16 protein-coding genes are annotated in these 12,667 nt (G+C 57.2%); 7 read left to right on the top strand and 9 right to left on the bottom strand.

Annotated elements, in window-relative coordinates; genetic code table 11:
* Nucleotide 1: 1 nt before the first annotated feature.
* Nucleotides 2-613, bottom strand: a complete 612-nt coding sequence (locus tag IMCC20628_RS09280) for a flavin reductase family protein (RefSeq protein WP_047029984.1) — start codon at nt 611-613, stop codon at nt 2-4.
* A gap of 5 nt (nt 614-618) precedes the next feature.
* Nucleotides 619-1,212, bottom strand: a complete 594-nt coding sequence (locus IMCC20628_RS09275; protein WP_156174457.1) for a nitroreductase — start codon at nt 1,210-1,212, stop codon at nt 619-621.
* A 91-nt stretch (nt 1,213-1,303) separates the two neighbouring features.
* Here IMCC20628_RS09275 and IMCC20628_RS09270 point away from each other — a divergent pair, with 91 nt between their 5' ends.
* Nucleotides 1,304-2,233, top strand: a complete 930-nt coding sequence (locus IMCC20628_RS09270) for a hypothetical protein (protein WP_245307906.1) — start codon at nt 1,304-1,306, stop codon at nt 2,231-2,233.
* Between the two features lie 103 nt (nt 2,234-2,336).
* Here the strand turns inward: IMCC20628_RS09270 and thrS are convergent, their stop codons facing one another.
* The 5 genes from thrS to IMCC20628_RS09245 all read right to left on the bottom strand — a co-directional run bounded on the left by thrS (nt 2,337) and on the right by IMCC20628_RS09245 (nt 5,935).
* On the bottom strand, nt 2,337-4,343 hold the full coding sequence (gene thrS, locus IMCC20628_RS09265) for a threonine--tRNA ligase (RefSeq protein ID WP_047029983.1): 2,007 nt from the start codon (nt 4,341-4,343) through the stop codon (nt 2,337-2,339).
* A 161-nt stretch (nt 4,344-4,504) separates the two neighbouring features.
* A complete protein-coding gene (gene yidD / locus IMCC20628_RS09260; protein WP_047029982.1) occupies nt 4,505-4,834 on the bottom strand; it encodes a membrane protein insertion efficiency factor YidD in 330 nt (109 codons plus the stop codon).
* Entirely contained in the window at nt 4,821-5,186 is a 366-nt protein-coding gene (locus IMCC20628_RS24230) for a DUF86 domain-containing protein (RefSeq protein WP_052766368.1), read from the bottom strand. The genes yidD and IMCC20628_RS24230 overlap by 14 nt, the downstream gene beginning before the upstream one ends.
* Nucleotides 5,183-5,473: a nucleotidyltransferase domain-containing protein gene (locus tag IMCC20628_RS09250; RefSeq protein ID WP_047029981.1), complete on the bottom strand. Its 291-nt coding sequence runs from the start codon at nt 5,471-5,473 to the stop codon at nt 5,183-5,185. The genes IMCC20628_RS24230 and IMCC20628_RS09250 overlap by 4 nt, the downstream gene beginning before the upstream one ends.
* 12 nt (nt 5,474-5,485) lie before the next feature.
* Nucleotides 5,486-5,935 carry an iron-sulfur cluster assembly scaffold protein gene (locus IMCC20628_RS09245; RefSeq protein WP_047029980.1) on the bottom strand — a complete coding sequence of 150 codons (450 nt, stop codon included), beginning with the start codon at nt 5,933-5,935 and terminating at the stop codon, nt 5,486-5,488.
* 327 nt (nt 5,936-6,262) lie between these two features.
* Here IMCC20628_RS09245 and folE point away from each other — a divergent pair, with 327 nt between their 5' ends.
* The 3 genes from folE (at nt 6,263) to IMCC20628_RS09230 (ending at nt 8,451) form a co-directional block, all read left to right on the top strand.
* The gene (folE, locus tag IMCC20628_RS09240; RefSeq protein ID WP_047029979.1) at nt 6,263-6,871 is read left to right on the top strand and encodes a GTP cyclohydrolase I FolE; all 609 of its coding nucleotides are present in this window, start codon (nt 6,263-6,265) and stop codon (nt 6,869-6,871) included.
* Between the two features lie 27 nt (nt 6,872-6,898).
* The gene (gene hisI, locus IMCC20628_RS09235) at nt 6,899-7,348 is read left to right on the top strand and encodes a phosphoribosyl-AMP cyclohydrolase (protein ID WP_047029978.1); all 450 of its coding nucleotides are present in this window, start codon (nt 6,899-6,901) and stop codon (nt 7,346-7,348) included.
* A gap of 113 nt (nt 7,349-7,461) precedes the next feature.
* The gene (locus IMCC20628_RS09230) at nt 7,462-8,451 is read left to right on the top strand and encodes a patatin-like phospholipase family protein (RefSeq protein ID WP_047029977.1); all 990 of its coding nucleotides are present in this window, start codon (nt 7,462-7,464) and stop codon (nt 8,449-8,451) included.
* A gap of 33 nt (nt 8,452-8,484) precedes the next feature.
* Here the strand turns inward: IMCC20628_RS09230 and IMCC20628_RS09225 are convergent, their stop codons facing one another.
* Together IMCC20628_RS09225 and IMCC20628_RS09220 are read right to left on the bottom strand one after the other, a co-directional pair.
* A complete protein-coding gene (locus tag IMCC20628_RS09225) occupies nt 8,485-8,913 on the bottom strand; it encodes a CBS domain-containing protein (protein WP_047029976.1) in 429 nt (142 codons plus the stop codon).
* A gap of 195 nt (nt 8,914-9,108) precedes the next feature.
* On the bottom strand, nt 9,109-9,828 hold the full coding sequence (locus IMCC20628_RS09220; RefSeq protein WP_047029975.1) for a rhomboid family intramembrane serine protease: 720 nt from the start codon (nt 9,826-9,828) through the stop codon (nt 9,109-9,111).
* Nucleotides 9,829-10,178: 350 nt separating this feature from the next.
* On the opposite strand from IMCC20628_RS09220, the gene IMCC20628_RS09215 reads away from it, so the two are divergent.
* From IMCC20628_RS09215 to IMCC20628_RS09205, 3 genes are all read left to right on the top strand, one after another.
* Entirely contained in the window at nt 10,179-10,808 is a 630-nt protein-coding gene (locus IMCC20628_RS09215) for a PAS domain-containing protein (RefSeq protein WP_047032412.1), read from the top strand.
* Between the two features lie 186 nt (nt 10,809-10,994).
* Nucleotides 10,995-11,510 (top strand): PilZ domain-containing protein, encoded by a 516-nt coding sequence (locus tag IMCC20628_RS09210; protein ID WP_082128084.1) that lies wholly within the window; start codon nt 10,995-10,997, stop codon nt 11,508-11,510.
* Between the two features lie 442 nt (nt 11,511-11,952).
* A complete protein-coding gene (locus IMCC20628_RS09205; protein ID WP_047029973.1) occupies nt 11,953-12,564 on the top strand; it encodes a transglutaminase-like cysteine peptidase in 612 nt (203 codons plus the stop codon).
* The last annotated feature ends 103 nt before the right edge of the window (nt 12,565-12,667 follow it).

The following is a 12,667-nucleotide window of genomic DNA, read 5'->3' as shown; positions in this document are numbered from 1 at the left end:
CTCAGGCCTTGGTCGAGGCCGGTCGATTCATCTGGAATGTGCGGGACGCATCGGCATAGTCCAAATAGCCCAGACGACCCAACGGAGCAGCGATCGACATGTCGAGCATGCCGTCGACAAGCGCGGCTTCATCAATATGGATGCCCATCACCTGACCTATAACCACAATATTTGCGCTCAGTACGCCGTCGAGACCCTTGGCCTCGAATATGTCCGTTACCTGGCATTCCAGTGCGGCATAGGCTTCAGACACAAATGGCGCATCCACAATGCGCCCCTCAGCCATGGTCAGATCAGCGAAGGCGAACTCGCTCTCGCCATAGGGCACGCTGGCAGATGACAGGTTCATTTTCTCCGCCAGGTGCCTGCTCACCATGCTGGTGGTGAACACCCTCGTTTCCTCGATATTGCGCACTGTATCCTTGCGCCCGACGGAGGAGAACATCACCAGTTTGGGACGATCGGAAATCGCATTGAAATAGGAATACGGCGCCAGATTAACCGAGCCGTCACGTCCCCGGCTTCCGATCCAGCCGATCGGCCGGGGCGCGACGATGGCCTTGAACGGATCATGCGGAAGACCGTGCTGATTGTCTTGGGTCTTATAAAACACTGCGTTTATTCCCCGGCGAAGGTGACGATGTCAGCAAGTTCTGGCCGGGGACGTTCGACGGTCTGTATCTGCGGTGTACCTATATGAATGAAGCCGGCCACCCGTTCGCCGTCCGCGACGCCGAGCAGCGGATAAACGCTTTCATCAAAGGCGAACCACTCCGACAGCCAGTTGGCGGCATATCCCAGTGCATTTGCCGCCATGACCAGATTAAGGCACACAGCACCGGCGCTGAGAACCTGTTCCCATTCGGGGATTTTGACATGCGGTGCCGCACGCGAAATCACCGCGATCACCACTGGTGCACGCGTCAGCCGGGTCTTCTCGACCGCGATCATCTCGTCATCCATATCCGGCTTGTTTGACATCGCGACTTTGGCCAGTTCCAGCGAAATCCGCTCGCGCTCGGCGCCTGCGTAGACAACAAACCGCCATGGCGCGAGTTTGCCGTGATCGGGAACCCGGCGGGCAAGCCTGAGCATGTCCTCGATTTCGGCCCGCGACGGGCCCGGTTCGCTCATCTGGAACGCCGGAACCGAACGACGGGTTTCAAGATAGGTCTTCAGGGCAGCATTGACCGGCATGTCTTCCTCGTGCATTCAGGTTAATCAGGGTTTGGCCATGAATTCGCCATGGCTTTGGGGTTCAAGTGCCCCACTCACATCCCGGAAGTCAACCGGACCGGACCGCATGAACAGACTGTCGACCATTCTACTCAGTACCCTCGCTCTTGTGCATACGGCTCAGCTTGCCCAGGCACAGGATGCGTTTGGCAATGAAGCCGGGCCGAAGTTGAACATGCCGGGCTTGAACCAGTACGCGCCCGCTGATGCAGCCGGTGCCGCAGCCGCGCATGGCAGAACCGTGCAGGTTGAAGCGGCTCTGACTGAAACCGGCGCACCGCTCAAATACGGACTGACCTGGCGGATATTCCATCCCATACCAGGACCTGACGGCAAGTTACCGCTTCTTGCCACATCCGAAGGCGGTTCGGCTCAGTTTGAGTTCGAACCGGGCGAATATTTCATGCACGTGGCTTTTGGCCGAGCCGGGGTCACCAAGAAACTCACCGTGCCGAAAGACGGCCCGATGGAAAAGCAGCGCATGGTGCTCGAGGCAGGCGGACTGGTGCTGAATGCCGTGTCAGGGATTGATGCGCGCATTCCCACGAGCCAGTTGCGGTTCAACATCTACAAAGCCGGTGAAGGCATTGATGGAGAACAGCAACTGGTGGTCGAAGACGTCAAACCGGACACCATTGTGCGGCTCAATGCCGGAACCTACCATATTGTCTCGGAATATGGCGCAGTCAACGCGGTGATAAGGTCCGACATTCGCGTCGAGGCCGGCAAGATGACCGAAGCCATCATCCAGCACCGTGCCGCCCAACTAACGCTCAAACTGGTCGCGGAAGCCGGAGGCGAAGCCATCGCCGATACTGCCTGGTCAATCCTGACCTCGGGCGGTGACGTGGTATCGGAAAGCGTTGGCGCCTTCCCGACAATCGTGTTGGCCGAAGGCGAATATACGGCGATCGCCCGCAACAAGACCAAGGTGCTTCAGCGCGAATTCACTGTTGTCGCGGGACAGAATTCCGATGTGGAAGTGCTGCTCAATTAGAGCCAGCCGACGTTCTGACACGCCGAGACGTTCACACAGCATCGTAACATGCCGCAGATAGCAAACGGCGCGACGTACTAGAATACGCCGCGCCGCAGAAGGGCTATGCTGACCGAGCAGCCTTTTCGGCTTCCTTGCGCAGAAGATCCGGAGGCGTTGCTTCCTCGACCAATTTGTCAATCGCATCGACAAGTGTCATTGGAACCTGATCACGGCTTCCAAGCCGGCGGATGTTGACCGTCTGCTCTTCGGCTTCGCGCATGCCGCAAACCAGCATCACCGGAACCTTGGCCAGCGAATGTTCGCGGACCTTGTAGTTGATCTTCTCGTTGCGGAAGTCGGTGTCGACCTGCAGCCCCGCATCACGCAGCTTTTGCGCCACCGTCGCACCGTAATCATCGGCCTCTGATGTGATCGTCGCCACGACAACCTGCAGCGGCGCAAACCACAGCGGCATGTGCCCGGCATGGCTTTCGATCAGAATGCCCAGGAACCGCTCAAGTGATCCACAGATCGCGCGGTGAACCATCACCGGCTGCTTCTTCTCCGAATCCGATCCGATATAGAAAGCTCCGAAGCGCTCGGGCAGATTGAAATCAACCTGCGTCGTGCCGCATTGCCACTCGCGGCCAATCGCATCCCGCAAGGTGTATTCGAACTTGGGTCCGTAGAACGTCCCCTCGCCTTCATTGATGCCGGTCTTGATGCGTCCGCCTGATTCGGCCGCCATTTTTTCGAGAACTTTGCGCAGAATGTCCTCGGCATGATCCCACATCACGTCGGTGCCAACGCGCTTTTCCGGCCGGGTGGCAAGCTTGACCACCACTTCTTCAAAGCCAAAGTCGCGATAGACCGACATCATCAGATCATTGATCTTCAGGCATTCCGCCTCAAGCTGCTCCTCGGTGCAGAACACATGCGCATCATCCTGCGTGAACGCACGCACCCGCATCAGCCCGTGCAGCGCGCCCGAAGGCTCATAGCGGTGCACATTGCCAAATTCGGCCAGCCGGACAGGCAGATCGCGATAGGATTTCAGACCATGCTTGAAGAGCTGCACGTGGCCCGGGCAGTTCATTGGCTTGAGCGCAAAAATCCGGTTGTCGGCAGTCTCGTCCTCGGGATGGGTGAAGGCATGGGCGGATTTCACCGCAAACATGTTCTCCTGATACCAGCCCCAGTGACCGGAGGTTTCCCACAGGCTCTTGTCGAGGATCTGCGGCGCGTTGACCTCTTCATAGTCACGATCCAGACGGCGGCGCATATAGGCAACCAGGTTCTGGAACATGCGCCAACCCTTGGAATGCCAGAAGACGACGCCCGGCCCCTCTTCCTGGAAATGGAACAGATCCATTTCACGGCCCAGGCGGCGGTGGTCGCGCTTCTCGGCTTCTTCTAGCATGTGCAGATAGGCATCAAGCTCAGCCTGATCAGCCCAGGCCGTGCCGTAAATACGGGTCAGCATGGTGTTGTTGGAATCGCCGCGCCAGTAGGCGCCAGCGACCTTCATGAGTTTGAAGGCGGTGCCGATCTGCCCGGTCGATGCCATATGCGGACCACGGCACATGTCGAACCAGTCGCCCTGGCGGTAGATCTTCAGATCTTCGCCCGACTTGATCGTTTCAATCAGTTCGACCTTGTAGGCCTCGCCCTTGTCCTTGAACACGCGCTCGGCTTCCTCGCGCGACCAGACCTCCTTGGTGAAGGGCTTGTTGCGGGCGATGATTTCTTTCATCTTTTTCTCGATCACCGGCAGGTCTTCCGGTGTGAACGGCGCGTTGCGGGCAAAATCGTAATAGAACCCGTTTTCGATCACCGGACCGATGGTGACCTGCGTACCGGGAAAAAGCTCCTGCACGGCTTCAGCCATCACATGGGCGGCGTCGTGCCGGATCAGTTCAAGCGCGCGCGGATCGGTGCGGGTGACAATTTCCAGCGCGCCATCGCGGACCGGGTCGCTCAGATCGGCAAGCTCACCGTCGAGCGCGATCGCCACCGCCTTCTTGGCAAGCGATTTGGAAATTGATTCAGCGACCTCGCGACCAGTCGTACCGGCTGGATATTCGCGTTTGGAGCCATCGGGAAATGTGAGGGATACGGCGGAAGCCATGGCAGTCTCTCCTTGATCCAGTCCCGCCAACGAACGCGGGTGGTTGAGTATGTGATGTGTGCACCGCGGCATTTACGCGATTTGGTGAAGTGCATCAAGTATCAGCACTTTGATTGGCCAAAATCTCATCGGCAAAACGGAGAATTGATAAGCAGATATGCCTATTTTCCACGGCCACAACGGTGTCTCACAGCGGCAAACCGCCACGGCGCCCACCAGACCAGCCGCCCATCGAGCGTTTCGGGCACATTGTCGATGCCGTGGGTTCCGCCCGGACCGCAGCGGCCGACCCGGAACAAAGCCAGCCAGCCGCCCTTCCACAATCCATGCCTGGCGATCGCCTCAAAGGCATATTCGGAGCAGGTCGGCAAATGCCGGCAGGAATTACCGATGAAACCAGACAGGCTGAGCTGGTAGAAACGCACCAGCCCTGTGCCAAGAAGCCGGCCCGGCGTTTTGCGCCAGCGGCCGGAAAAATTACGACTTGTCATCAAAACCGCCAAGAATAGTTCTGAGCTGGGCGGCCAATTGAGGCACAGTCTCACGGGCAGTGTAAAAGAGAATTTCCAGATCTATTCGATCATAACCATGAACAAGCCGGTTCCGCATTGCATAGGCATCTATAAGTCGAAGCTGTTGATTTGCTTTGACCCAGTCTGGCCAACGCTCCAACATCCGACCCGCGGTTTCGCCAATCTGCTCGACCACCTTCGCCAGTGCGAGCTGACGTATCTCATCCACTCGAAAGCTATCCAATTGCTGATACGAAGCAATTGTCTCTGCCTTTTCACACCAGGCCAACATGCTTTTCATCATGTCAGCCAGATAAGGATCGTCGATCATAGCGCCACAAAATCGCGCGAAATGCGTTCAAGCATCTCAGCCGAAAATTCCCCCTCTGTGCGCACATCGACTTTAACGCCCATCAGTGTCGCCAATTCGCGTTCCAAAGCGGACAGATCGAAATAACTTAGATTTCCCGAAAGGCGTACCAATATGTCAACGTCACTGCCTTCAGCGTCGCTGCCGCGTGCTGTCGAACCGAAAATTCGCGGATATTCTAGCGGATAACGCGCGATTATCGCCCTCGCATCGCTGCGATGTCTCTCAAGAACCTCAGATGGACGCATGTCAGTCCTCCTTCAAGCCGCGTCTTCCTCGGCCCGGCGCGCTTCGATCTGGTCGAGGCAGTCATTGACCGCATCAAAAGTCAGCAGCGTCGAGGCGTGCCGCGCCCGGTAGTCGCGCACCGGCTCGAGGAATTTGAGGTCGGCAAACCGACCTTCAGGCGCCGGACCATTTTCCTTCAACATCTTGCGCATGGTCTCGCGCACTTCGCGCAATTCAGCAGCACTTGCGCCGATGATGTTGCGCGCCATGATCGAGGACGAGGCCTGGCCGAGTGCGCAGGCTTTGACGTCATGGGCGAAATCGGCGACCAGGTCGCCATCCATCTTCAGCCAGACCTTGACCTTGGAGCCGCATAATTTGGAATGCGCCGAGGCTTCCGCATCCGCATCCTCAAGCGTGCCTATGCGTGGAATATTGCCGGCGAAATCCAGGATTTTTGCGTTGTAGACATCATCGATCATCAGGTCGGACCTCTTCCCATCATTCGGGCCCCATGATCAGGGGCCCTGCATTTGGCCCCTGCATTTGGCATTGGCATACGGCTTGCGGCAAGAGGTGACGGTATCGCATCTCGACGCGCGCTTCAGAAACACTATATAGTGTGTTCAAGGCGTTCGGCAAAACCTGTTTGCTGTGCGCTGAGGGAAACCGTGCCGGAGGGGGGATCCCCAAAAGCCCCGGAGCCCGCCGGACATGTTGGGGATACCCCCGCAAAATGTCTTGTCCGCGTGGTCCGATCGAATGCGAGCAACGTAAAGGGATGCAGATCCCCCGCGGAGACCACGTCAATGGATGCTATCGTGAACAAGATGTCCGACAAGGGCAAAGACAACCGGCCAACCGAGGCCGAAGCCGAAGAAGCCGTGCGCACGCTGCTGCGCTGGACCGGCGACGACATCACCCGCGAGGGCCTGCTTGATACACCCAAGCGCGTCGTCAAAGCCTACAAGGAGCTGTTTTCGGGCTACGATCTCGACGCTGAGGAAGAACTCGGCCGCACCTTCGAGGAAGTCGCCGGCTACGACGACATCGTCCTGATCAAGGACATCCCGTTCTTCTCCCATTGCGAGCACCACATGGTGCCGATCATCGGCAAGGCGCATGTCGCCTATCTGCCCGACGGCAAGGTGCTTGGCCTGTCGAAAATTGCCCGCGCGGTCGAGATTTTCGGGCGCAGGCTGCAAACCCAGGAAACCATGACCGCCCAAGTGGCCCATTCGATTGATGAAACCCTGCAGCCACGAGGTGTCGCGGTTATGATCGAGGCCGAGCATATGTGCATGGCGATGCGCGGCATCAAGAAGCAAGGCTCGACAACCATCACCACGACCTTTACAGGCGCATTCAAACAGGACCCGCACGAACAGGTCCGCTTCATCACATTGATCCGGGGTTGAGGTTGAACTCCGTTGCAGGAGGGTCCCATGACCGGCACGCCGAAAACCCCAACTGACGCGAAATCCGAACTTGAGGAAGGCTCGGTGCTGGCGCCGCGTTTTGACGTCAACGGCTTGATCACCGCAGTGGTCACCGACAGCCGCGACAATGCGGTGCTGATGCTGGCGCACATGAATGACGAAGCCCTGAGGCTGACGATCGAGACCGGCATCGCCCACTATTGGAGCCGGTCGCGCCAAAACCTTTGGAAAAAGGGCGAGACCTCGGGAAATGTGCAAATGGTCGAGGAAATCCGCGTCGATTGCGACCAGGACGCAGTGTTGCTCAAGGTCCGTGTCGGCGGTGTTGATGCGACCTGCCACACCGGCCGCCGGTCGTGTTTTTACCGGAAAGTTGTCACCAAGGACGGTGAGCCGCAGCTTGAAACCGTTTCCAGCCCTCTGTTTGACCCTTCGACGGTGTATAAAGAACATTAGCCAATTCGTCCCGATTTGGGACAATCTTTGCTTTTCTTCATCAAATTGAAACCCAACACTGATGTCATCCGTTATGCACGCAGGAGAAATGTTCGGCCGAAAGGAAAGCAGGCATGCTGAACTGGAACATGAACAGACCCATTGAGCCTTCCATGGCAACTTCGGCCAGTACAATTCCTGTGACACCGCCTCCCTTGACTCCGACACTTGGCACCATGAACCACATTGCACCGCAAAAGCCTCGTATCGCTCTCGCCCTGGGCGGTGGCGCTGCGCGCGGATGGGCCCATATCGGCGTTCTGCGAGCGCTCGACGAAGCTGGCGTCGAGGTTTCGATGATCGCCGGGACATCCATCGGCGCTCTTGTCGGCGGCTGTTACCTGGCCGGACGGCTGGATGAACTCGAAGCCTTTGCCCGCAGCCTGACCATGCGGCGGATTGCCGGCCTCCTGGATTTTGCCATCGGTGGTGGCGGACTGTTTGGCGGCATGAGGCTCAACGACCGGATGCAGGAGCATCTTGTCGGCGTCAATATCGAAGATCTCGACCGAACCTTCGTCGCTGTTGCCGCCGAACTCAACACCGGCCATGAGGTCTGGATATCGAAGGGATCATTGATCACCGGCATTCGCGCGTCCTACGCTCTGCCCGGAATTTTTGAGCCGGTCCGTTGCAACAATCGCACGCTTCTCGACGGTGCCCTGGTCAACCCGGTTCCTGTTTCGGTCTGTCGTGCCCACGAACAGCCATTGGTGGTCGCAGTCAATCTTCACTACGATCTTTATGGCCGTTCCGCAGTGGTCAAGCACACCGCCAGCGAACCAGTTGCCGAAGATACCGGCGGCAAACCACACAAGAAACCACGTGAAAGCCGCCTCGGCATGACTGCCGTCATGGTGCAGGCCTTCAACATCATTCAGGACCGGATCTCACGCGCCCGTTTGGCTGGTGACCCGCCAGATCTTTCATTGCACCCGAGATTGGCAGATATCGGCTTGTCCGAGTTTCACCGCGCCAGCGAAGCCATCGACCGGGGCTACCAGGAAACCGTCAACAAACTCGGTGAAATCACCCGGATGCAGGCGACCTTGACGCCGCTCTGACGCGGCGGCAAATCATCCAAACGCCGGTCTGGCCTAACTCGCGATATAGGCCTTGATGTCCTCGGCCTCGCGCTCGACATCCTCGATACGCCGGCGCACGACGTCGCCGATCGAAATCAGTCCGATCAACTTGCCATCTTCCTCGACCGGCAAATGCCGGAACCGGCCATTTGTCATCAATTCCATGACCTGGTTGATGGAATGTGATTCGCCGCAGGTCGTGACCTTTGAGGTCATGATTGCGGAAATCGGCGCCGACAATGCATCGCCGCCCTTGGTAGCCACGGCACGGACAATATCGCGCTCCGAGAGAATTCCGACGATCTTGCCGTTGGTGTCGGTTACGACCACCGCGCCGATCTTGTTGTCAGACAAGAACCGAACAGCCTCTTCCGTACCCATGGACGGGGTGACGGTGACAACGTTACGGCCCTTTTGATCAAGTATCTGTTTAACAGTCATGCAGTCCTCCTCCGCAGGATTGTCGAGTGCGCCCGTATTGATTCATGCCGCACATACTATCTGTATCGTGCGCCGGAAGCCCCCGGTTTGCAACCCATTGGTCTGGCACCCTGCTTCAGTGAAACACGCAGGCGCCGATACCCCGGCAGAAAACCGGTTGCGTTCAAAACCCCAAAATTACGACAGATGTTTCGGTCAGTCCCGCTGCATCGGATCAAACAGCGCAAATGCAAGAAATCCGAACAGAAAACCGCCGACATGGGCTTCCCAGGCAATCGCCGTATCGGCCATGCCGAAAGAAAAGCCGACGGCCGCCAGCATGTTGATGCCGAACCAGACCACCAAAAAGCCGAAAACCATGCGGTTGCGCAGCGATTGACCGATGCTCAGCCGGCGATTGAGATGGGCCTGGTCGCGCCGGAACCCGCCGCCGCCAAAGGCGAAGCGCGATGCAGCGCCCATCAGCGCCGAGACCACGCCAGAGGCACCGACCATGATGTTCTGATCGCCCCAGTGAAAGGCCAGAAACAGCGCTGCCGAAGCCAGGGCCGAAAGCACCCAGAAAATCAAAAACCGTACCCAGCCAATGCGACGGGCAACGACCGAACCAAAAGCCGCAAGCCAGAATGAATTGAGCGCCAGATGGGCATAGCCGCCATGCAGCAGCGAATAGGTTATGGGTGACCAGAAATAGGCACCGCCCTGCCCTGTGGGGCTTTCGGCATAGCGTTGAGAAATGAATGCACCTTGCAGATAGATTTCCAGCACCGCTTTCTGCGGCAATACAGAATCAATGGCGACCTGAAGCGCCAGCATCGCCAGCAACATTGCCAACACTACGTTCGGAATGTTGAAAATCGGCTCATGCCCTGGCTGCGTCGCTCCGGGTGCTGTCGTGTCAGGTCCTTCGGTCATGGCGCAGGCACTTCCTTCCGGCAATCGTAGATATGGAACGACGAGTAGAGCCCGCACTGCCTGCTGGCAACAGCCGACAAGGCAAAAAAAAGCCGCCCGCATGAAGCGGACGGCTGGTCGAGTCCCCTCGTCCAAAATTGTGCTGAAGGACATTCCCTTCATGAAGTGATGGCCCAAGGTGTCACGTCATCTGCCCCACCGCAATCGATACCGAAAATTAACCTTAATGCCGGCGCGGTGGCATGGTTCTCGCATGGATAACGTCAACCCCGGATCGCCGCTCCGGAATGTGCCAGAATGGCGCAATCTGGAGCGGGATTCATGCAACCGGCCAACCGGATGGCGTTGATATGAGACACAAGAACAACCTCGAACTGTTTGAGTACTGGACGTCCAAACGCGGTAACCGCCCAGCACCAAACCGAACCGACATCGAACCAGCCGATATTCGCACATTGCTTCCTCATGTGTTCATTTGCGACCTGGGAGCCGGCAATGAGCTCAACTTCAGGCTTGCGGGCACCGCCTTGTGCGCCCTCTATGGCCGCGAACTCAAGGGACGCACTTTCGGGTCACTCTGGCTCGATGACGGCATCCGCAATGCCGACCGTACCGGGGCATCGGTGGTATCCCGTGCCACGCCGGCTGTTTTGACGCTTGATTGCCTGAGCACCGAAGCACGGATTATCAAGGCCGAAATGCTGCTGCTTCCGCTCACCGGTCCCAGCGGCCAGTATGACCGTTTGATTGGCCTTCTGTCCGTCTTCGATCCGCCATACTGGATCGGTCATGATCCACTGATCGGTTTTTCCACGACCGGCATCCGTTTTATTGATCAATCGCGCGATCCGGTCTTTCTGGCCAATCGGCCCGAAATCAGGCTCCCGTCCGCCGCAGCCGGTGTCCATTCACCCAGCCGCACTGAAAAGCAAAGAAAAGTGGCGCACTTGATTGTACTTGACGGCGGGCGTCAGGATTAATCGGCCGTACGTTCGAATGCTTACCTCTTGTTAAGAGTGGCTGGAATAAGGTGAGGCAACAATAATTACTCCGGAATCGGCAAGGCTCCCAAATTGACCGCTAACTCCGCATCACTCCATCACGCTCCGACCGAGGCTGTCGAAAGGCAATACAACCGTGTAACGATCTCGGTCCAAGGCCGTTTCATGCGCGCTGATCATTCAGAGCATGACTGCGTCGTTGACACCATGTCTCCGTTCGACGCCATCATTTCCAGCAACGTTCGTCCCGAAGTCGGCGAACGGATCGTCTCCTACCTTGATTATATTGGCCGCGTTGAGGGCAAGGTGACAGAGACCGGGTTCCGCTCTTTCACGATCGCCATCAATGCGACTGACCGGAAACGCGACAAGCTGTCCGCCCAGCTGACCTGGCTTGCCAACAAGCACGAACTTGGCCTGCCGGAAGACCGCCGTCACGAGCGTGTTGCACCAAGCAATCCGACTTCAGAAATCAAGCTTGATGATGGCCGCCGCTACCCTTGCCGGATCATCGATCTTTCCGTCTCAGGTGCTGCTATCGAAATCGACGTCCGCCCGGCTTTTGGCACAATGGTCATTCTGGGAAACATGCGTGGCCGTGTCGTACGCCATTTCCAGGAAGGCATCGCCATGGAGTTCATGACCATCCAGCCGGAAGATGCGATCAATCAGCTGTCCTGACTGATCCTATCAAATGCAAGTAAGATGAAACCGGCTTCTGACAGCCGGTTTTTTTGTGCCTTCAAGCCAGATCCCATCCAATCCGGTCCCGCCATGCCCAAATTGGCGTATGCTGCATGCTGCGCAGCTTCATGCGGCGCCGAGCTTCTGCTTCCAATCCTGAACGAAATTCGGTTGACCCTTAATGGTTCATTTCGAACGCTCCAACCTCGTCGGGTTTTACCCCCGGCACCTTGGCGAGAAAAACCATTGGCACCAGCTCCCGGCCAGATATGGTTGTCAAAGCATGACCGGATCCATGTGTATTTTATTCTAGTTTTATTACTTATTGTGTTTCCATTTAGAAGTATTAATCTCAATTAGACGCTTAGTTTTACTGGTATTATTTGCGCGATCTCAAATAACGGATGTCATTGTTGCCTCATAACGGGGAAGCAAAACAATGAACAGACACATTCACGCAATCGGAAATTTTGTCGCAGCCTGCGGTCTCGCAGTTGCCTTTTCAACCGCAGCCGTCGCAGCGCCCACAAACCTGGTTCCAACCGGCAAGACCAATCCGCCGATCGGTCATTTCGAATTCTGCAAGAGCTATCCGGCTGAATGCGGTTCGCTCGGACAGGACCGGGGCGCAATGGCACTGACTCGCGAGCGATGGGCTCAGATGCTGGAAATCAACACCAGGATCAACCAGGGTATCAAGCCCGACACCGACCTGAACATTTATGGCGTCGAAGAGCTGTGGTCCTATCCGCGAACCGTGGGTGACTGCGAAGACTATGTCCTGCTCAAGCGCCACATGCTGATCGAAAAAGGGTTTTCGCCGAGCGATCTACTGATCACGGTGGTCCTGCAGCCCAATGGCGACGGTCATGCCGTGCTAACGGTTCGAACCGACTACGGCGATTACATTCTCGACAACATGCGCGGTGAAGTCCGCCTTTGGTCGGAAACCGGCTACACCTTTGTCAAGCGCCAGTCATCTGAACACGCAGCACGATGGACCAAGCTTGGACCAGGTTCGGCGACCAATGTCGGTGCTGTGAAATACTAGTCCAGATATGACGCAGCCGGACCTACAAGCCGCGGGGGCTGTCCGGACCGTCTGAATAACGAACCGATCGCAGCCATGCGATCGGTTCAGGGTTGGCCTCGGT

Source organism: Hoeflea sp. IMCC20628 (assembly GCF_001011155.1).
Taxonomy (GTDB): Bacteria; Pseudomonadota; Alphaproteobacteria; order Rhizobiales; family Rhizobiaceae; genus Hoeflea.
Note: the sequence above shows the minus strand (reverse complement) of the source record. Positions and strands in the feature narration are given on the sequence as shown.